Annotated in this window: 16 protein-coding genes and 1 pseudogene; 2 read left to right on the top strand and 15 right to left on the bottom strand. The window is 42.7% G+C overall.

Going from position 1 to position 21347, the window contains the following annotated elements; translation table 11 throughout:
* Nucleotides 1–6: 6 nt before the first annotated feature.
* The 7 genes and pseudogenes from codY to AC058W_RS09990 all read right to left on the bottom strand — a co-directional run bounded on the left by codY (nt 7) and on the right by AC058W_RS09990 (nt 6470).
* Nucleotides 7–820: pseudogene (codY, locus tag AC058W_RS10020) on the bottom strand (GTP-sensing pleiotropic transcriptional regulator CodY).
* 443 nt (nt 821–1263) lie between these two features.
* Complete coding sequence (locus AC058W_RS10015; protein WP_479390030.1) at nt 1264–1857, bottom strand: DNA topoisomerase family protein; 594 nt, start codon at nt 1855–1857, stop codon at nt 1264–1266.
* The gene (gene topA / locus AC058W_RS10010) at nt 1850–3337 is read right to left on the bottom strand and encodes a type I DNA topoisomerase (protein WP_479390029.1); all 1488 of its coding nucleotides are present in this window, start codon (nt 3335–3337) and stop codon (nt 1850–1852) included. Before topA ends, AC058W_RS10015 begins: the two co-directional genes overlap by 8 nt.
* A gap of 182 nt (nt 3338–3519) precedes the next feature.
* Nucleotides 3520–4392: a DNA-processing protein DprA gene (gene dprA, locus AC058W_RS10005; RefSeq protein WP_117844583.1), complete on the bottom strand. Its 873-nt coding sequence runs from the start codon at nt 4390–4392 to the stop codon at nt 3520–3522.
* A gap of 119 nt (nt 4393–4511) precedes the next feature.
* Nucleotides 4512–4658, bottom strand: a complete 147-nt coding sequence (locus AC058W_RS10000; protein WP_479390031.1) for a magnesium chelatase subunit ChlI family protein — start codon at nt 4656–4658, stop codon at nt 4512–4514.
* A gap of 107 nt (nt 4659–4765) precedes the next feature.
* A complete protein-coding gene (locus AC058W_RS09995; protein WP_479390028.1) occupies nt 4766–6046 on the bottom strand; it encodes a YifB family Mg chelatase-like AAA ATPase in 1281 nt (426 codons plus the stop codon).
* 235 nt (nt 6047–6281) lie between these two features.
* Nucleotides 6282–6470: a DUF6783 domain-containing protein gene (locus AC058W_RS09990; RefSeq protein WP_479390027.1), complete on the bottom strand. Its 189-nt coding sequence runs from the start codon at nt 6468–6470 to the stop codon at nt 6282–6284.
* Between AC058W_RS09990 and AC058W_RS09985 the strand changes: the two genes are divergently transcribed.
* A complete protein-coding gene (locus AC058W_RS09985) occupies nt 6471–6686 on the top strand; it encodes a helix-turn-helix domain-containing protein (protein WP_117675806.1) in 216 nt (71 codons plus the stop codon).
* Between the two features lie 116 nt (nt 6687–6802).
* Here the strand turns inward: AC058W_RS09985 and AC058W_RS09980 are convergent, their stop codons facing one another.
* The 7 genes from AC058W_RS09980 to AC058W_RS09950 form a co-directional block, all read right to left on the bottom strand.
* Complete coding sequence (locus tag AC058W_RS09980; RefSeq protein ID WP_294438583.1) at nt 6803–7399, bottom strand: hypothetical protein; 597 nt, start codon at nt 7397–7399, stop codon at nt 6803–6805.
* A gap of 117 nt (nt 7400–7516) precedes the next feature.
* Complete coding sequence (locus AC058W_RS09975) at nt 7517–8932, bottom strand: amidophosphoribosyltransferase (protein WP_117844503.1); 1416 nt, start codon at nt 8930–8932, stop codon at nt 7517–7519.
* Between the two features lie 209 nt (nt 8933–9141).
* Entirely contained in the window at nt 9142–11097 is a 1956-nt protein-coding gene (locus tag AC058W_RS09970; RefSeq protein ID WP_117844505.1) for a fructose-1,6-bisphosphatase, read from the bottom strand.
* A gap of 24 nt (nt 11098–11121) precedes the next feature.
* Nucleotides 11122–15612: a PolC-type DNA polymerase III gene (locus AC058W_RS09965; RefSeq protein ID WP_118247234.1), complete on the bottom strand. Its 4491-nt coding sequence runs from the start codon at nt 15610–15612 to the stop codon at nt 11122–11124.
* Nucleotides 15613–15670: 58 nt separating this feature from the next.
* Complete coding sequence (gene ispG / locus AC058W_RS09960; RefSeq protein ID WP_118410903.1) at nt 15671–16726, bottom strand: flavodoxin-dependent (E)-4-hydroxy-3-methylbut-2-enyl-diphosphate synthase; 1056 nt, start codon at nt 16724–16726, stop codon at nt 15671–15673.
* Between the two features lie 242 nt (nt 16727–16968).
* Nucleotides 16969–18117, bottom strand: coding sequence for a toxic anion resistance protein (locus tag AC058W_RS09955; protein ID WP_118136861.1), 1149 nt, complete (start codon nt 18115–18117; stop codon nt 16969–16971).
* A 121-nt stretch (nt 18118–18238) separates the two neighbouring features.
* Nucleotides 18239–19519 (bottom strand): 5-bromo-4-chloroindolyl phosphate hydrolysis family protein, encoded by a 1281-nt coding sequence (locus AC058W_RS09950; protein ID WP_340283722.1) that lies wholly within the window; start codon nt 19517–19519, stop codon nt 18239–18241.
* Nucleotides 19520–19924: 405 nt separating this feature from the next.
* Here AC058W_RS09950 and AC058W_RS09945 point away from each other — a divergent pair, with 405 nt between their 5' ends.
* The gene (locus AC058W_RS09945) at nt 19925–20950 is read left to right on the top strand and encodes a branched-chain amino acid aminotransferase (protein WP_117675790.1); all 1026 of its coding nucleotides are present in this window, start codon (nt 19925–19927) and stop codon (nt 20948–20950) included.
* Nucleotides 20951–21101: 151 nt separating this feature from the next.
* Here the strand turns inward: AC058W_RS09945 and AC058W_RS09940 are convergent.
* Nucleotides 21102–21347 (bottom strand): dihydrofolate reductase (locus AC058W_RS09940; protein WP_479390026.1); only part of this gene is annotated, 246 nt, incomplete at its 5' end.

Below are 21347 nucleotides of genomic sequence, written 5' to 3'. Positions count from 1 at the left end.
GCAAAGTCAGGCTTGCTTATTTCTCTGTGCCTTGATCTCTTCCAGTTCATCAAAGATTACTTCGTTTTTGAGAACCTTGATATAAGTTCCCTTCAGTACCGGAAGACCTGGATTCAATCACACCGGCACTTTCAAATTTTCTCAATGCATTTACAATTACAGATCTGGTGATTCCCACGCGGTCAGCAATCTTACTTGCAACCAGGATTCCTTCATCTCCGTCGAGTTCATCGAAGATATGAATGATTGCTTCCAACTCTGAGAAAGATAATGTATTAAATGCAGATTTCACAACCTGCTGTTTTCTGTCTTCTTCTGCATTCTCTTCGTGAACTGCACGCATCATCTCCAGACCAACTACAGTTGTACCATATTCACTGACAATAATGTCTTCAATATCATACGGTCTGTCATAGCGGTACATAAATACTGTACCTAATCTTTCTCCTGCGATATCTATCGGATTGATGATTCCCTGATAGCTGCTTGACACATGCTCAAAGCCCAGTGTCTGAAGATTCACATTCTCTTTTGTTGACAATACACCTAAAAATCGCTCGTTCAATAATGAATCCACATATCCGCCAACTTTATCCTCAATCAGCTCGGTAATCTCTTCTACGCCCGGACATAAACTGACGCCCAGAACCTTTCCCTTTTTGCTGAGAACCAGGATATTGGAACTCAGAGTTTCCATCAGAACCTGGCAGATATCATTAAATACGACTTTACTGGAACTGCTGTTATGCAGAAGTTTGTTGATTTTTCTTGTTTTGTCCAGCAACTGAAGCTCATATAGTCCTCCTTTCGCCTTGCATATATCTGAATTCTTTTCTGTTTATCTTTCACTCATCTTAATAATATATGAACAGAAACCTTTTCTGACACTATTTAAGCAATGAACAGTATCTTCACTCTGTTCTGAAAAAAGATTCAGACATACCCGGTCAATAACTTTACTCGTACTTTAATACTACACGTTTCGCAGATAAATTACAAGACAAATTTTATAATTTTTTTATTTATTTTTGCTTTTCTGAAAATAGATTCCTTTTGCAAATATTATTCAATAAATATGGTGTTATTTCGGAATACGGTTTTTCTCAAAACCGGATTATTATTTATTACACTGTATGTATATTACAAACATATTTTATGACAAAAAAATACAGGAAAAGTATCATTCTCTTCCTGTATTTATACTATCTTTTATATTTTCATCTACGAAGATTTTCTAAGCATGTTTAAAAATGCATTCTACTTCTATTTTTCTTCCTTCGTCTCTACATATCCACATGTTTCCTGGCTGCAGACAAGCTTATTCCCCTTTTCCACCATATAGCTTCCACATTTTGGGCATTTCTTTGCGGATGGCTTCTGCCAGGACATAAAATCGCATTCCGGATTATTTTCACATCCGTAATATTTACGTCCTTTCTTGGTTTTCTTAAGAACAAGCTCCTTGCCACATTTCGGGCATGGAACACCAATCTTCTCGAAATATGGCTTTGTATTTCTACACTCCGGGAAGCCCGGGCATGCAAGAAATCGTCCATGTGGACCATATTTGATAACCATGTTTCTGCCACAGTTATCACAGACTACATCTGTGACTTCATCCTGAATGTCAACTTTCTCCAGTTCTTCCTCTGCTGCATCGACATCTCTCTTCAGATCCGGGTAGAAATTGCTGACTACTGTTTTCCATTTAACAGTACCTGCTGCCACACAGTCCAGAAGCCCTTCCATAGTTGCTGTGAAATTCACATCCACGATACTCGGGAATGCCTGCTTCATGATGTTGTTGACAACCTCACCAAGCTCTGTAACATATAGATTCTTCTGTTCTTTAGCCACATAGCGGCGGCTGATAATTGTTGTAATGGTCGGCGCATAGGTATCTTGCAGATACGTCCGATTCCCAATTCTTCCATCGTTTTAACCGAGGCACGGCCTCCGTGTAATGTGCCGGCGGCTGTGTGAAATGCTGCTCTGGTTTCAGTTCTTTGAGTGTGAGCTTCATGCCTTTTTCAAGGCTCTGATTCAGTACATTTCCTTTTTTCTGATCTTCTTCATCTGTGTATACAGACATAAATCCGTCAAACACGATTTTGGATGCAGACACTGTAAAGATATATTCATCTGCCCCGATTTTTACGGAAGTCGTCTCATACTTCGCCGGTGCCATTCTGCTCGCTGCAAATCTTCTCCAGATAAGCTGATACAGTCTGAACTGATCTCTGGACAGAGATTCCTTTAATACAGCCGGTGTACGGCTGATATCTGTAGGACGGATCGCCTCATGGGCATCCTGGATCTTCTGTCCTTTTTTCACTGTTTTCTCTGACTGGGAAACATAATTCTCGCCATACTGTTCAGTGATATATTCTCTTGCCGCAGCATCTGCTTCCTCAGAAATTCGGGTAGAATCTGTACGCAGGTAGGAAATCACACCAACGGTACCATTTCCTTTAATATCGATTCCTTCATATAACTGCTGTGCCAGACGCATCGTCTTCTGTGTAGAAAAGTTTAATGTCTTGGCAGCTTCCTGCTGTAAGGTACTTGTGGTAAATGGCAGAGGTGCATTTTTGATTCGCTCGCCTTTCTTTACCTCAGTAATCTCATACTCTTTATCCTTTAAGGAAGCCAGAAGCTCATCCATTTCCTGCTTGTTATGGATGCTCATTTTCTTATCTGTACCGTAGAATTTAGCCTGAAGCGGTTTCTTTTCACCCTTTACCTGAAATTCTCCGTCAAGACTCCAGTATTCTTCCGGAATAAATGCGTTGATCTCATCCTCTCTGTCACAGATGATACGCAATGCAACAGACTGTACACGTCCCGCACTTAAACCTCTCTTGACTTTCGCCCAGAGCAGAGGGCTGATACTGTAACCAACCATACGGTCAAGCATACGTCTTGCCTGCTGTGCGTCTACCAGATCCATATCCAGTTCTCTTGCCTGTTTAATGGATGACTTTACAGCTGTTTTTGTGATCTCATTGAAAGTAATTCTGTGCATCTTCTTCGGGTCTTCTTTTAAGGCCTGCATCAGATGCCAGGAAATAGCCTCTCCCTCGCGGTCAGGGTCGGTTGCCAGATAAATCTTATCTGCCTTCTTGGCAGACTTGCGAAGCTTGGCAAGCAGTTCTCCCTTTCCACGTATTGTTATATATTTCGGTTCAAAATCATGCTCTACGTCAATTCCAAACTGGCTCTTGGGAAAATCGCGAACATGTCCGTTTGAAGCTTCCACATCGTAATTCGCGCCAAGAAACTTCTTAATTGTTTTCACTTTTGCAGGTGATTCCACTATCACCAGATATTTCGCCATGCTATCTCTCCTAGTCGTAATCTGTTACTGTTCACTATAGCAATTCTATAAGCGCCCAATAACGCCAAATTCATTCTTTTCACAGCTTATTATTAACCAGATAACGGATTTTTCCCAATCCGGCTAATTCACGTTACTGTTCACTCCGTTCTCAGCAACAGAAATGGCGCATGAACAATAACTTAACTGCATCTTACATAGTAATGTCTCCCGCTTTCTCTTATGAGTCCCTGCAGTGTCAGCTCCACCAGACAGTTGCTTACCTGTGCCGGCGAAAAGCCTGTTTTTCTTACTATGTAATCGGGGTTTTTTGGTCGTAAATCGAGACAACTATACACCAAATTCAAATCACTTGCAAGTCCTAAGTTGTTTTTTTCGTCTGTTTGCAAGGCTTTCTCTGCACCGATTCCAAGTTCTTCCAGTATGATTTCCGGGCAGTAGGCAATTCCTGCGCCATCGTAGATCAGCTTATGGCATCCTCTGCTAAGTGTATCTGTAACAGCACCTGGGATGGCATAGACCATTTTTCCCTGTTCCAGTGCAAAACCTGCTGTAATCAGAGAGCCACTGTTTTCTTTTGCCTCTACCACCAGAACTGCATCTGACAGGGCACTGATGATGCGGTTACGCGCCGGAAAATGCCAGGATACAGGTTCCGAACCCAACGGACATTCACTGATAATCCCGCCATTTTCCCAGAGAATTCTCTCGTAAAGTTTTTTGTTTGTTTTCGGATAACACACGTCAACTCCACTTCCCAGCACCGCAAATGTAGGCATTTTCCCTTCCAGGGCTCCTTTATGCCCTTCTGAATCAATCCCAAGAGCCATGCCGCTGATGATCTGTACTCCTGCCTGACTTAGTTCCTTCGCATAACGGAAAGCCTGGATTCTGCCGTATGGGCTGCACATTCTCGCTCCGATTACTGCTACGGTTATCTTGTCGGGATCAGGCATTCTCCCCTTTACATATAGCTTTGCGGGCATGGAGGGATACTGCATCATTTTTTTCGGATACTCCAGACTTGTTTTTGTGATACATCGGATCTGATCCATGGAATTTCCCAACACCTGATTTCTCTTTCTGTTATTTTTTTCCCAATCTATGCTTTCCGAACTTTCTGAATCGAATTTTTCTACCTCAGTTCTTTCCATATAAAATACCTCGCAGACTTTTATTTTATGACAAAATCTTTATCAAATGCTCTGTAAGAAAGTGCCTCTCCGATATGATGGCTGGCAATGATTTCTTCTTCCTCCATATCGGCAATCGTTCTGGCTACTTTCAAAATTCTGTGATAGGATCTGGCACTGAATGCAATTCTCTCAAACGCTCTCGCAAGCAGCTTTGATGCACTGTCCGTAAGAGGGCAGTATCTTATCGATCAGACTGCTTCTCAGCTGTCCGTTGAAACTTATCTTCTCGTCTTTATAACGTTCTCCCTGGATTTTCTGTACTTTTTCTACTCTTTTCCTGATAATTGCAGATGTTTCCCCTTTCTTTCCACAGTGAAGCTGTGCAAAAGAAACCGGCGGTACTTCTGTGCTGATGTCGATCCTGTTGTCCAGGAGCGGACAGGCTAATTTTGCCCATATAATGTGAAATTTCTCCCGACGTACAGGTGCATCGGTTCAAATCCGGATAATATCCGCAGGGACAGGGATTCATCGCGGCACATAGCATAAAATCCGCTGGAAAACTATATGTACCGCTTGCCCTGGCAATCTGAATCACCTTGTCTTCCAGTGGCTGACGCAGAAGTTCCAGACTTGCCCTGGAAAATTCAGGCATTTCATCCAGGAAAAGCACACCTTTATGCGCCAGTGTAATCTCACCGGGACGCGGATTGCGTCCCCCTCCTGCTATTGCCTGTGGCGTACTCGTATGGTGGGGACTTCTAAATGGTCTTTCATTCATCAAAGGATTTTCTCTGGATAAAAGCCCCGCAATACTGTAAATTCTGGTAAGTTCCAGTTTCTCTTCAAATCCCAGACCTGGCATGATCGTAGGAAGTCTTCTGGCAAGCATCGTCTTGCCTGTCCCTGGCGGTCCAATCAGAAGCATGTTATGGAAGCCACTTACTGCAATCTCTGCTGCCCTTTTTGCGCCTTCCTGCCCTTCAATATCTGAGAAATCCATTCCTTTATCCGTATTTCTTGCAGAAATATCCTCCTGGATTTCCATTTTCAGATATGGTTCCGGATTCTGGATGCATTCGATCAGTTCCTTCAGATTCTTTACCCCTGCTACCGGCACATCCTTGATGAGTCTTCCTTCTTTCAGATTCTCATAAGGAACTACGCAGAATCGGCATCCAAGACTTCTCGCACACAATACCATGGGGAGGATTCCCGAAATGCCATGAATCTCTCCGTCCAGTCCGATCTCGCCTGCCATCATGACTCCATTGACATCCCGCGAACTTATGATTTCAAAAGCAGCCAATACTGCGGCTGCGACCGGAACATCAAAGCCGGCACCTTCTTTCTTCATATCCGCAGGTGCGAAATTAACAGTGATTCTCTTTGGTGGAAACTGATAGCCGTTATTCTTAAGTGCTGTACGTACTCTGTCCTGGGCTTCTTTTACCTGAGCGGATGGAAATCCTACCATTATAAAGGAAGGAAGTCCGTTACTTACATCTGCTTCAACCTGGACAGGACATACTTCTACCCCTAAAATTGCAGCTGATAATACACTTGCAAACAAATTTTCTCCTTTCCAGATGCATAAATCTCCCCGATGTGATTTATACATATCATATATCTATACATATCCATACTGAATAATTGCTCTGCTTATTACTGTCTATTGTAGTTCATAACGATTGCAAGACACCGAATAGACAAAAACATGTAACAGAAGCAAAGTTTTATCTTATTCGGCTAAATATTGCTTTTTTTACTTTATGGGATTACCATAACCTGAACGGTCATGTATTATTTCAGAAATCAGAATTGAATAAAGATATTTTTATTATAGTCCATTTTGCTCCATTTTGCAAGAGTGCAATTTGTTCTGTTTTATACTTTTTTATATCAGAGCATGTTTGAAAAAAGTTTTCTGCAAGATGTGTGTCACAATTTGCGGGATATTTTTTTAAACACTCTCCATAGGGAAGGAGGTACCCCACATGAAATTTCAGCGTATTCAGGATTTACGCACAGATGCTGATCTGTCCCAGAAACAGCTTAGCGAAATTCTTCACATCAGCCAGCGTTCCTATTCACACTATGAAACCGGATCACGTAACATTCCTGTCGAAATGTTGATCAGACTGGCAAATTATTATGACATAAGTGTTGACTATCTGGTAGGGCGCACTGACAAAAAAGAGATGAATAAATAAAAAGCAAAAAGGATTCCTGTAACTTCTGATGTTACCTGAATCCTTTTGTTTTTCTTTTGCTTTTTCATGACTGTAGATCATATTCACAGTCAATATTTTTCTTATGTAGCTTCCCGTTATCCTCTGATCATAACACCATCTACGGAAGGGTGAACTTTAGCGCCTTCCGCTTTCGTTTTTGTTTTAATCTTCACATACAGAATCCCGTTATCAAAAGTGAAATAGCCTTTTGCTACATTTCCCAGGGAATCTGTAAAGGAAAATCTTGACGCATTTCCCGCTACGGATTTCTTTACCGTAGCTTCACAGGTGGCTGTTTTTTTCTTATTTGTCTGCGAATAAGTAAATGTAACCGACTTCTGGCTTAGTTTCGTAATCTCGATCACAACCCTGCCATTCTTACTGTGCCAGCTTCCCAGATAATCATCCGGGTCAAAAACATAGGCTCTTTCCAACACAGGTGTCGGCGTTACCGTAGGAATTGGTGTCGGAATCGGGGTTGGCGTAGCTGCCGGTGTAGGTGTTACAGTTGGAACACTTTCCAGTGCCGCGATTGCTTCTGCCTTGCGCTGCTGCCTGTCCTCATTCTCCCGCTGACGAATCAACAGAATACCTGCAAGTATAAGCAGGACAAACAAGATGATCACAAATATCAGAAGCTTCTTAAGCCTTCTTTTCTTTTTGTTCCTTTTCTGATTGTTTACTACCGACAAATTCTACGTCTCCTCTTTTTTGTACTTCTATATCGTATTTACTTTCTATCTACATTTCCAGTTATCATTCTATGCAGAAATATTGTAACTATTCAGTACCTTCACAGTTACGAAATATTATTCTTTTCCATCCCAGCAATAAGTACAGAGTTTGCATGGAGAGATTCCGATAGAAGCCTTCAGATCGTCAAGTCTGTGGAATTTCAGGGATGTAAAGTTCAGTTCCTTACGGATCTCTTCCAACATTTCTTTGTAATTAGTTGAATTCGGATCTGCGTAGTCTGCCAGTGTCCTATCACTGACATTCTCTCCCTCACGTTTCGCGATCACACGTCTTGTGATCAGATCCATCTCTGATTTGGAACGTGAGAAGTTCAGATATTTACATCCATACAGAAGCGGCGGGCATGCAGGACGGATATGTACTTCCTTTGCACCATTTCTGTAAAGGAATTCTGTTGTTTCTCTTAACTGTGTTCCACGTACGATAGAATCATCGATCATAAGAAGGCTCTTATCTTTGATCAGACGGTGTACCGGAATCAGTTTCATTCTGGCAATCAGATTTCTCTGGCTCTGCTGAGTAGGCATGAAAGATCTCGGCCAGGTTGGTGTATATTTAATAAACGGGCGGGCAAAAGGTACGCCTGACTGGTTCGCATATCCGATGGCATGTGCAATACCAGAATCCGGAACTCCGGCTACGATATCCGGGTTTACTTCGCCTTTGTCACGTTTTGCCAGCATATCACCACAGTGATAACGCATTTCTTCTACATTAACGCCTTCATAAGTTGAAGTCGGATATCCGTAATATACCCACAGGAAAGAACAGATACGCATCTCTTCGCCAGGCTTCTGCAGAGTTTCCACTCCATCCGGAGTCACTGCAACGATCTCGCCAGGTCCCAGTTCTTTCAGGTCTTCATATCCTAAATTCAGATATGCAAAGCTTTCAAAGGATACACAGCAGGCATCTTCTTTCTTGCCTATGATCAACGGAGTTCTTCCCAGACGGTCACGTGCTGCCAGCAATCCCTTAGGTGTCAGGATCAGCATCGTCATAGAACCTTCGATTACTTCCTGCGCATAACGGATTCCTTCGATCATGTTATCCTTCTGGTTGATCAGGGCAGCTACCATTTCTGTAGGGTTGACACTTCCACCGCTCATTTCCAGGAAATGTGTACATCCATTCTTGAAACAGGTTGCGATCAGTTCATCCATGTTGTTGATCTTTCCAACTGTAGTGATTGCAAAATTTCCCAGATGGGAACGTACCAGCAACGGCTGTGGCTCATTATCTGAAATACATCCGATTCCTAAATTTCCTTCCATCTCACCGATATCACCGTCAAACTTTGTTCTGAATGGTGCGTTCTCGATATTGTGGATCACACGGTCAAAGCCACGTTTCGAATCATATACCGCCATACCGCCTCTGCGTGTTCCCAGATGGGAATGATAATCAATTCCGAAGAAAAGGTCCAGAACGCAGCTGGACTTTGATGCTACTCCAAAAATTCCACCCATTATCGTATTCTCCTTTTGTCCATCATCTCAGGGCATATCTGCCCGCCTCATAATATTTGTTTATCGTTACTGTTTATCACACAACACTACTCATTATATAGAACACAATTTTATAAGTAAAGAGTTTTATCGCCTGTAAAACCAACCTCTTTTTGGCGTTTGCTTACAAATTTTGGATATTTTTATTCTAAAATCTATCCGCCTGGTTCTTATTTTTTCTCTTTGATAGTACCTTTTCTGTATGCATCCAGAAGCTGGATCAGTTCCTGAATTCTCTCTTTTAACGCATGACCGGTATCTGTATCACCTACCAGCTGACGTCTTGACATGTAGCTGACTGCTACACGATTTGATACGATATCTGTCTCTTTTGCTACCGCATCTGCTTTGGAAGTAAATGGCTCGTGAGCTGTAAGATTTAATCCATAAGAATTATAAATCAGTGTATATCCTGCAATACCTGTAACTTTTCTGTATGCCTTGGAGAAGCCTCCGTCAATAACGATAACCTTGCCATTGCATTTGACCGGGCTTTCTCCCTCACTCTGATGTACAGGTACATGACCATTGATAATATGGCCCTTCTCCGGATCCAGACCAAATTCACGCAGCATATTATCAACTACTTCTTCATTCTCCCAGAGTCGGTAATATGCATTCTTTTTCTCCTCATGTGTGGACGGATCTTCTATAAAATAACGCTCAAAAGTACTCATCTTACTCTTGCCAAACAACGGAGAATTCGGTGCTGCCCAGATATACCACATGATATCCCGGCCTTTCTTCTGCTCATCTTTTCCTACAGAATAAAAAGCTCTGCGTACATAGGCTTCCAGCACATCATACAATTCTTTTCCTTTATAGCTTTTCCCATAAATCTGTACTTCACGGAAGGTTCCATCCTCATTTAACGGGATACTTCCATGAAACAGAAGATTCCCATTATATACTGTATAAAGGCCTCCTTTATCCAGTAACAGCCGGATATGATTCTGCAGCTTCTCGCAGTTTCTGAATGCAGAAGACAGCTTGTCCATAACCTCTTTTTCCCCGTCTGTAAGCTCGTATGGATGCTTCCAGTCAATCGTCGGGAAGTTGCTGTCCCGGAGAGGATATTCTTTTCCATCCGGCAGGGTGATTGTTCCTTTTTCAGGATTGATTCTATGTAAAAGTGCCCTGTCTTCCATCTGGAACTCTTTATGCTTTCGCACCAGTTTTCCTTCTAATTTAAACTGGATCACTGCAATCGCTTTGTGCATTTTTTTGCCGAGTTCTTCTTCCAGAACATTGTAATTTGAAGCGCCTTTCATGGCAAAAATATCACATGGATCATCCTTATATGCTTCCATGACAAAGGTTGCAAGCGGCAGCATATTGATACCGTATCCATCTTCCAGAATATCCAGATTTCCATAACGGATGCTGTTTCTCACTACCGTTGCAATACATGCTTTCTGACCTGCTGCCGCACCCATCCAGACTACATCATGGTTACCCCACTGGATGTCCAGGGAATGGTACTGCATCAGACGGTCCATGATAAAATGCGGTGCCGGGCCTCTGTCGTAAATATCCCCCAGGATATGCAGGTGATCTACGACAAGACGCTGAATCAGTTCTGCAAGTGCAATGATAAAGTTCTCTGCACTGCCGATTTCAATAATGGTATTTACAATGGCATCATAATAAGCTTCTTTATCCAGGACCTCCGCTTTCTCTGTGATCAGCTCTTCGATCACATATGCATAGTCTGCCGGAAGCGCTTTTCTTACTTTTGATCTGGTATATTTGGAAGCTGTTGTCTTACATATTTCAATCAGACGATACAGAGTAATCTTGTACCAGTTTTCCATATCATCCTCTGTTTCCTTTACCAGATCCATCTTCTCTCTTGGATAATAAATCAGTGTCGCCAGAGAACGTTTGTCATTATTTCCAAGCGTGTGTCCGAATACGTCATCTATTTTCTTTCGCACTGCACCGGAACCGTTTCGCAATACATGGGAAAATGCCTGATACTCTCCATGAAGATCGGACATAAAGTGTTCCGTTCCCTTTGGAAGGTTCAGAATCGACTGGAGATTAATAATCTCCGTAGATGCTTTTCCAATTGTAGGATAAATTTCTGCAAGTCTCTGTAAATATCTAAGCTCCTCTTTCTTCATATCCATCTCCTTATATCTTCTATCTCATCCCGTAAAATCAAACAGTGACATCTGGTTCGACTGCGGAATATCTCCAAATAATTTCAGATCATCCATCAGATCAATAACTGTCTTGCTGACTTTAGTTCTGTCGCGGAAGTCGTCTTTTGACAGGAATTTGCCTTGTTTTGCGGCATCTACAACGGCATCTGCGGCCTTATCTCCGAGTCCGTCAATGGTCGCAAGTGATGGCATCAGTTTTCCGTCCACAATCTGGAATCGCTGCGCTTTTGCAGTGTAAAGATCGATTGGAACGAACTCAAAACCTCTTGCATACATCTCCTGCACGATACGCATATCCTTCAGGGTATCCTGCTCTTTCTTAGATGCAGCATCGCCTTTCTTACGGATTTCTGCCATATAATATTCCAGACGTTCTTTACCCATGCACATCAGTTCATAGGAAAAAGCTGTCGCACGGATACTAAAGTATGCCGCATAATAAGCCAGCGGCTGAAATACCTTATACCACGCAATTCGGTATGCCATCATAACGTAAGCCGCCGCATGGGCTTTCGGGAACATGTACTTGATCAGCTTACAGGACCAGATATACCAGTCCGGTACATCATGTTCCTTCATCGTTGTGATCCACTCATCACGCAGGCCTTTTCCCTTACGGACACTCTCCATAATGGTAAATGCAAGACCACTTTCCACACCTTTTCCGATTAGATAGATCATGATATCATCTCGGGTACAGATGGCAGTAGAAATCGTAGCCGTGCCATTCTGGATCAGTACCTGCGCATTTCCAAGCCATACATCTGTACCGTGGGAAAGTCCTGCAATACGAATCAGGTCCGAGAAGTATTTCGGCTTGGTATCGATAAGCATCTGCATAGCAAAGTCTGTACCGAATTCCGGGATTCCCAGGCATCCAAGCTTACATCCACCAATATCCTCCGGCTCGATTTTCAATGCTTTCGTGCTTGCAAATAATGACATGACATCCCTCTGATCCAGCGGAACATCCCTCGCACTGATGCCGGTCAGATCCTCCAGCATTCGGATCATGGTCGGATCATCGTGTCCCAGTATATCAAGCTTCAGCAGGTTTCCATCAATGGAATGATAATCAAAATGCGTGGTGATAATATCACTGTTTACGTCATTCGCAGGATGCTGGACAGGTGTAAATTTCTCGATTTCCTCTCCCACCGGAAGTACAATGATACCTCCCGGATGCTGTCCTGTGGTACGGCGGACTCCTGTGCACCCCTGCACGATACGGTTAATCTCACAGTAACGTTTATGCACGCCGCGTTCCTCGAAATAATTCTTCACATAACCGAATGCCGTTTTCTCTGCCAGTGTACCGATAGTTCCGGCTTTAAACGTCTGTCCTTTACCGAAAATAACCTCTGTATATCGATGTGCATTTGCCTGATATTCTCCTGAGAAGTTAAGGTCAATATCAGGCTCCTTATCTCCCTTGAATCCAAGGAATGTTTCAAAAGGAATATCAAATCCCTCTTTCTTCATTTTTGTCCCACATTTCGGACAGATTTTATCAGGCATATCGCACCCTGCCATACCTGCGTATTGCTTTACTTCCGGCGAATCGAAATCACTGTATTTACAATCCGGATTCGGACATAAGTAATGCGGCGGCAGAGGATTTACCTCTGTGATACCGGACATTGTAGCCGCCAGGGAAGATCCTACTGATCCTCGCGAACCTACCAGATATCCGTCCTCATTAGACTTCCACACCAGTTTCTGTGCGATAATATACATTACGGCGTAACCATTCGAAATAATAGAGTTCAGTTCTCTATCCAGACGGCTTTCCACGATCTCCGGCAGGGGATCTCCGTACATTTCATGTGCCTTTGTGAAGCAGATATTCTTCAGATCCTGGTCGGAATTTTCAATGACCGGTGGGAATTTGTCCGGATGGATCGGGGAAATTTTCTCGATCATATCCGCAATCTTATTGGTGTTCGTAATGACAACTTCCTCAGCTTTCTCACTTCCCAGATAGGAGAATTCCTCCAGCATTTCTTCCGTAGTACGCAGATATAATGGTGCCTGTTCATCCGCATCCGAGAAACCATTTCCAGCCATAATAATACGTCGGTATACCTCGTCCTGAGGATCCATAAAGTGCACATCACAAGTAGCTACAACAGGTTTCTTAAACTGCTCTCCAAGCTTGACGATCTTTCTGTTTATCTCTTTTAAATCTTCCTCAGAATTGATCATATCATGCTTGTCATCCGCGATCATAAATTTATTATTTCCAAGCGGCTGAATTTCCAGATAGTCATAAAAATTAACCAGTCTGGCAATCTCCGTATCCGGTGCATTTCTCAGTATTGCCTGATACAGCTCTCCTGCCTCGCAGGCACTTCCCACCAGAAGACCATCCCTATGCTCTTCCAGCACACTCTTCGGTACACGAGGACGTCTGTGATAATATTTCAGATGAGACTGGCTTACCAGTTTATACAGATTAATGCGTCCCGTCTCATTTCTGGCAAAAATAATCGCATGGTAAGTTGGTAACTTCTTAATAGTATTGGCCGATACCGCTCCCTGTTTATTCATCTCATCCACATCAAGAATATCTCTGTCCGCCAGCATTTTGACAAATTTTACAAAAATCTCTGCTGTACATGCGGCATCGTCTACTGCACGATGATGATTCTCCAGTGAAACTCCAACTGCTTTTGCAACCGTATCCAGCTTAAATCTGTTCAATGCAGGCAACAGGAAACGCGCCATTCCGACCGTATCCACGTAAGTAAAATCATGCTTGATTCCCAGTCTGTCACAGTTTTTCATAATGAATCCCATGTCAAAGTCCGCATTATGTGCAACCATTACCGCCCCCTTGCTGAATTCAAGGAATTTTGGCAGAATTTCTTCGATTGTCGGCGCATCCATTACCATGCTGTCATTAATGCTTGTAAGCTGTTCAATGCGGAACGGGATCGGTACTTTTGGGTTTACAAACGTGGAAAAACGATCGGTAATCTCTCCGTTCTCTACCAGTACCGCGCCAATCTCAATAATCTGACAGGTCAGAGAAGAGAAGCCTGTTGTCTCAATATCAAAGACTACAAATCTTCCATCCAGTTTCTGTCCTTTTCCATTTGTCACCATACCCTTTAAGTCATCTACAAGGTAAGCTTCCATACCATACAGGACCTTGAAATCAGAGTCCTTCGGCACACATCCGCCCCATGCATCGAAGCAGTGATTTGCCTCGGGAAATGCCTGAACGACACCATGGTCTGTAATGGCAATGGCAGGATGTCCCCACTCATAGGCACGTTTTACTAGAGATTTGGCATCTGTGACACCATCCATATCGCTCATCTTCGTATGGCAGTGAAGTTCAACTCTTTTCTGAGGAGTGGTATCCACCCTGGCTGTGGTAAAGTTGGCAATCTTTTTGATTCCCGCGATAGACGCAATCGTCAGTTCACTGTCAAATCTGTCCACAGTCGTTACACCGCGAAACTTCAGAAATGCACCTTTCTTTACATGCTCTGTGACTTCCGGAACCTGCTCGTTTCGAAGGAACATCTTCACTACAATACTGTCAGTAAAGTCTGTAATCGGGAAAATCAGAATCGTCTTTTCATTTCGAATCTCTCTGGCTTCAACATCCATAACCTGTCCGCGGACAATGACCTCACCCATCTCACCGGTGATTGTTTCAAGGGCAACTGGTTCGCCTTCAAAATCTCTTCCATAGATAACATCCGGATTGCTGTCTCGTCTGAATCCACCGCGGAAATCACCTTTTTTATTGTCTTTTCGATCAGCAAATGCGGACTTTTTGTCTTTCTTTTCCTGCTGTGATTTATCTGCTTTCTTCTCTGCCTTTTTTTCCGTTGTTCCACTTTCTTCAGTCTGTGAAGTCTCCTCCGTTTTGGCATTCATCTTTGCATGACGAATTACGTTCTCTACTTCCTGAGCAATCTGAACTGCTGCATTCTTACGGTATTTGCTCTCCTGCGTTTCTGTAAACTCCAGCTCCACTTTCAAATCCATCCCGCATCTCTCGCAGAAAACTTTCTGCAGATATTCGATCAGAATCTCGCTTTTTTCTCTGGCTATTACCGAGTCAGGAAGAATCATATGAAGATCATTTGCACCCGGAAAAGTAATCTGTGCCTGCTTGAACATGTTATATTCCAGCATATTGTAATTGCGCAGTTCCAGTTCCATACTGGATCGGTATGTGTCCAGGAAATTCTGTGGCGTGTACTGCCCTGATAAATGAAACTTCTCTATTACGGTAACCGTAACGCCCAGTCCTGCAAAAATCTGTCTCTCTATCTGCTCTTCCAGGGCAAAAATATGCTTCTTATGAATCCAGCGTTCACTTTTTATATATACCCAGATATGAGTCTTGGAAGGATTGCAGGAAACTCTGGTTACAAACACCATGTCCAACAGCTCTTCCAGTTCTTTTTTCACTTTTAAATTGGGAAATACGTCAAAAAAATCTTTTTCCAAAATAGAATCTCCTCTTTATATAAATGAAGCAAAGATAATCTCTGCTTCATTGCAAAGATTATTTTTTCCAGTTTAAAAGTTCCTCCCGCAAGGTATCCAAAAGCTCCTCTTCCGGAACCTTTTTAATGATCTCGCCATGTTTGATCAGAAGTCCGACACCAACACCGCCTGCAATTCCGATATCTGCTTCTTTTGCTTCTCCAGGTCCGTTTACCACACATCCCATAACCGCTACTTTAATATCAAGCGGGATATCCTGCACCATAGTTTCTACCTTGTTTGCAAGACCGATCAGATCAATCTGTGTACGTCCGCAGGTTGGACATGACACGACTTCCACGCCGCCTTTGCGAAGTCCAAGTGTCTTCAGGATACGTTTTGCTGACTTGATTTCTTCCAGAGGTGCGCCTGTAAGGGAAACCCGGATGGTATCACCGATTCCCTGATTCAGAATGATTCCCAGACCGATCGCTGATTTGATATTTCCGGAATACAGAGTTCCTGCTTCTGTGATTCCTACATGAAGTGGATAGTTTGTTTTTTCTGCGATCAGTTCATGTGCTTTTGCACACATGAGAACGTCTGAAGATTTAATACTGATGACAAGATTGTCATAGCCTAATTCCTCGATAATGTGTACTTTATCCAGCGCACTCTCAACCAGTCCTTCTGCTGTAACACCATGATATTTTTCCACAAGCTCCTTCTCCAGCGAGCCACTGTTTACACCGACACGGATTGGGATGTTGCGTTCCTTCGCCACATCAACGACTGCTTTAATACGCTCTGTACTTCCGATATTTCCCGGATTGATGCGTATTTTATCCGCTCCGTTTTCCATCGCTGCGATAGCCAGACGATAGTCGAAATGAATATCTGCTACCAGTGGAATATGAATCTGTTTCTTGATTTCTTTTAACGCTTTTGCAGCTTCCATAGTAGGTACTGCGCAACGAATAATGTCGCATCCTGCCTGCTCCAGCGCAAGGATCTGTGCTACAGTCTGCTCTACGTTTTCTGTCTTTGTGTTCGTCATGGACTGGATTAAAACAGGGTTGCCACCACCGATTTTTCTGTCTCCGATCCGGATGACTTTTGTATGATCTCTGTACATAATTACCTCTTTATTCTTTCCTATAATAATCTCACAGAATGCTCCATTCTATCCAGTCTGGCATCGGTAAGATTCTGCGGAACCGGAGATTAAGTGCATTATTCTCTGAAATTACTATAAACATCTTCTACCAGAAGCAGGAGCGGCCGAGTTCCCGGCAGCTCCCGCCCAATTTTCGTTATCCGTAACTATTCAGCTCCCTCACAAAATAATAGACTGCTGAAATATATACAATCATTTATCTACTGTCTGATTTCCAGAAGTTTTCGCTTCAGTTCATCTTCCATGCGGCGCATTTCTGACTCTGCCGCCTGCCTCTTCTGGCGTCCTTCCATCTGGATGCGCATTACATCATCCAGTGTCTGAATCAGATCTGCATTTGTTTTCTGAAGTGTCTCAAGGTCAACAATCCCTCTTTCAGATTCCTTCGCTATCTCAACCGTTGCCGTATGAAGCATCTCTGCGTTTTTCCTGAGAAGTTCATTTGTAATATCTGTCACCTGTCTCTGCGCCTGTGTCGCTTCTGCAGAATGAGCGATTCCAAGCGCAAGCACCATCTGGCTCTTCCATAACGGAATCGTATTTACGATTGTTGTCTGGATTTTCTCTACCATTACGGTATCATTATTCTGAATCAGACGGATCTGCGGTGCTGTCTGCATGGCAATCGTACGGGTAAGCTCCAGATCATGCAGCTTCTTCTCAAAACGATTACATTTCTCATCCAGATCCCTCGCTGCCTGCGCATCCTCAGGAAGTCCGCTCATCATCGCCTTATTTTTCAACTCTTCAAGTTTTCCGTTTCTGGTTTCTTCCAGTTTCTTTTTGCCAGCAAGGATATACATGGTAAGTTCTTTAAAGTAATTCAGGTTCTGCTCATACATCTTGTCCAGCATAGCGGAATCCTTCAGCAGACGCACCTGATGCTGCTGAAGAGAATCTGTGATTTTCTCAATGCTGACCTCTGCCTTGTCATATTTGTTCTTCAGATTCTCAATCTTAGAAGACTGTTTCTTAAAGAATCCAAAAAATCTGCCGCCATCATCCTGCGCATCAAAATCTCTTAATTCTCCAACCACATTCGTGATCAGATCTCCGATTTCTCCCAGATCCTGCATCTTCACGTTCTCTAATGCAGTGTCTGAGAAATCTGCCATCTTCTTCTGTGTTCCGGCACCATACTGAAGAATCTGGTTTGTGTTCTCAATATCGATTTTTGCTGCAAATTCATTTACCATCTGCTGCTCTGCCGGTGTCAGTGCCGGAGCTTCTTCTTTTGGCTGTGGCTGCTCCACTTTTACAGGCTCCTCTTTTTTCTCGAATTCCCCAAGATCTGGTTCCAGTGTTAATGATGGTCCTTCCATTTCAAAATCTTTAAATTCTTCCCCCATGGCATCTCCTTTTTATCAGGCTTTTTTCAGGCTTTTTTCAGGTTTTTCTCATATTTTCGGTAATTCTGATTCTTATTCCTGACTAAACCTGCTGTTTTTGTTTTATAGCGTTTCATGGTTATCAGTTCTTCTGCATTTTTGCAAAATCATCATCTGTCAGGCCTTCCTGCGCCAGCAATGTATGCAGTACGGAAATATCACTTGACACATCCCATGCAGTGTCCTGAAAAACAGAATCCAGAAGTTTCTCAAATGCCTGGTTAAGCGTATCCAATGTATCCTCTATTTCCTTCTTAGATGACTGGATGTTCTCTCCCTGAACAGGCTGCTGATCCATTTCCTCATAGGCATCCAGTAATTTTACTGTCATAGGCAGATAATAATTCATCAGTTTTTTCAGATCCGGAATAATCTCCGGATGCTTTTCGGCACGTTCAAAAATCTTCTCCACGATTAGTTCCATTCTGGATATCTTAGCTGAGATTTCCACTCCCGGGATGGCATCATTACTCTTATGAATCTTATCCAGAAATTCATTTCCTCTGTCCAGTACTTCCTGCACTTCAGGAGATGTATTCTCTCTGTTTCTCTCCTGCTCTTCCTGACGTCTCTTTTCTTCCTGCTGCTTCTGCTCAAGTGCTTTCTGCGTCTGAGTGTATTGCTGATAAGTCTCATTACTTGTGATCAGGCAGGTCTCCTGTGCATCAATATGTCCCTGACGGAACCACCCGTCATCGATCATTTTCTTAATATCTTTCTTTACAAATTTCACCGGCTTATTTACCGCAACAGAAAGCTGTTCAAAATTGCAATAGGTATGCACTCCCAGCGTACCGATATATTTTTGAAAACGTTCCAGCTTTCCAAGCTTCTTAAGTCCTCCGGCAAGAAGACCTGCACCGGTCAGTGCTCCGGCCGCCATAAAGCATGTACCGCCAAACACAAGTGAACTCATATGTCCAACCGCACCGAAAATAGCCAGAACCAATGTTCCTAGTCCCATACCACTTGCAAGAATACCACCTGAGACAGAAAGCATCAGACCTTTCATTCTTCCGCCGGTGTTCTTCTCATACAGAGTCAGCATTCGTTCTTTTGCTTTCTCATTTTCCAGTCTTTTTTGTTCCTCTTGTTCACGTTCCCGTCTGCGCCGTTCTTCAAATTCTTTTGTCTTATTCTGATATGTTCCTTGATTCTGTGAACCAAATACGCTGTTCAAACCATTCCTGATTGCTTCACTTCCGGAATCTACTGCGGAATTTACTGCATTGTTTACAGTCTGTCCCACTGTCTGTTTGATATCCTCTGTCATCTGCCGGTAATCTTTAGTGGAAACTGCTGTGTCTATGATTTTTTTTATCTTGTCCCCAAGCTCGCCTAATTCGTCAAAATTTTCGCTCATGTTTTCCTCCATTTTTCTATTCCATATTATAGCGAAATACCTTGTAAAAAACAAGACTTTCGCCTGTCAGTCATCTAAAAAGAAAAATAGAAGTTACTGTTCACTCCGTTCACAGCAACACGCTTCGCGGAATAGTGGAGTGTGAACAGTAACAAATAGAACGTATAAATTTACTTATACGTTCACGACCACTGATCCGGTAATATTCCTTTGTCTGTTCATACATCCCTTTGTCTGTGTTTATACTGCCGGACTTTCGATTTTTTACATTTTTTTCTTAATTTTCTGGCAAAATTGGAATTTTCCCATTGAACTTAGCAAGCAAAAGTTTTACAATGGTAAAGAGATAAACAGTAATCACACCTGAAATACTGTAAATATGTGTGAACGGAGGAAAGATTCATTATGGAAAAAAAGAATATCGACTGGAGCAGCCTTGGCTTCGGTTATGTACAGACTGATTATCGTTATGTATCAAAATTTAAAGATGGTGCATGGGATGCCGGTGAACTTACAACTGATCCTAATGTAACACTCAACGAATGTGCAGGTGTTTTCCAGTATGCACAGACTGCTTTCGAAGGAATGAAAGCTTACACAACAGAAGACGGACGTATCGTTACTTTCCGTCCTGACTTAAATGCAGAACGTATGGCAAACTCCGCAAAGAGACTGGAAATGCCAGTATTCCCGGAAGATCGTTTCGTTGATGCCATCGTACAGACAGTAAAAGCTAACGCAGCATATGTTCCACCATATGGCTCAGGTGCTACTTTATATGTCCGTCCGTATATGATGGGTACAAACCCGGTTATCGGTGTTAAACCTGCTGATGAATACATGTTCCGTGTATTCACTACACCTGTAGGACCATACTTCAAAGGCGGCGCTAAGCCAATCACAATCCGTGTCAGCGATTTCGACCGTGCTGCACCTCATGGAACAGGTCATATCAAAGCTGGTCTTAACTATGCAATGAGCTTACATGCAATCGTAGATGCTCACAAGAACGGATTCGATGAGAACATGTATCTTGATGCAGCTACACGTACAAAAGTAGAAGAAACAGGTGGTGCTAACTTTATCTTCGTTACTAAAGATGGTAAAGTTGTAACACCAAAGTCCGATAGTATCCTTCCTTCTATCACACGTCGTTCCTTAATCTATGTTGCTAAGGAATATCTTGGATTAGAAGCAGAAGAAAGAGAAGTATACTTCGACGAAGTAAAAGATTTCGCTGAATGTGGTCTTTGCGGTACTGCTGCAGTTATCTCTCCTGTTGGAAAGATCGTTGACCATGGCAAAGAAATCTGCTTCCCAAGCGGAATGGAGAAAATGGGTCCGGTTATCCAGAAACTCTATGATACATTAACTGGAATCCAGATGGGACGTATTCAGGCTCCTGAAGGATGGTTAAAGGTTATCGAATAATTTTTTCTGTAAATAGCAAATCCTGCAGAACACCGTTTCTTGTTTCTGCAGGATTTTTTATTTACACATTTCTTTTGTCTCTCAAAGCCGGCTATTCTGATTTTCTTTTCCTGGCTTGCTCGTTATTGCCGTCAATCTTTTATTTTCTGTCTTATTTCTTTCTCTCATACTTCACAAACTGGTATTCCAGGTCAAAATATGTCTGCTCATCGCTCTCTGCTGTGATCTCCCATTCATCGTCTTCATCCAGATTCGGGAAGTGGCTGTCTGCTTCATAGGCAAAGTCAATCTTTGTAACATGTGCCACATCACAGTATGGAAGCATCTGTTCATAAATGCTGTCACCGCCAATGCAGTAAACATCTTCTGTCGGATATTTCTTTATTTCTTCCAGTGC

The sequence above is a fragment of the Blautia sp. CGZ-1-C1 genome (assembly GCF_056504575.1).
Note: the sequence above shows the minus strand (reverse complement) of the source record. Positions and strands in the feature narration are given on the sequence as shown.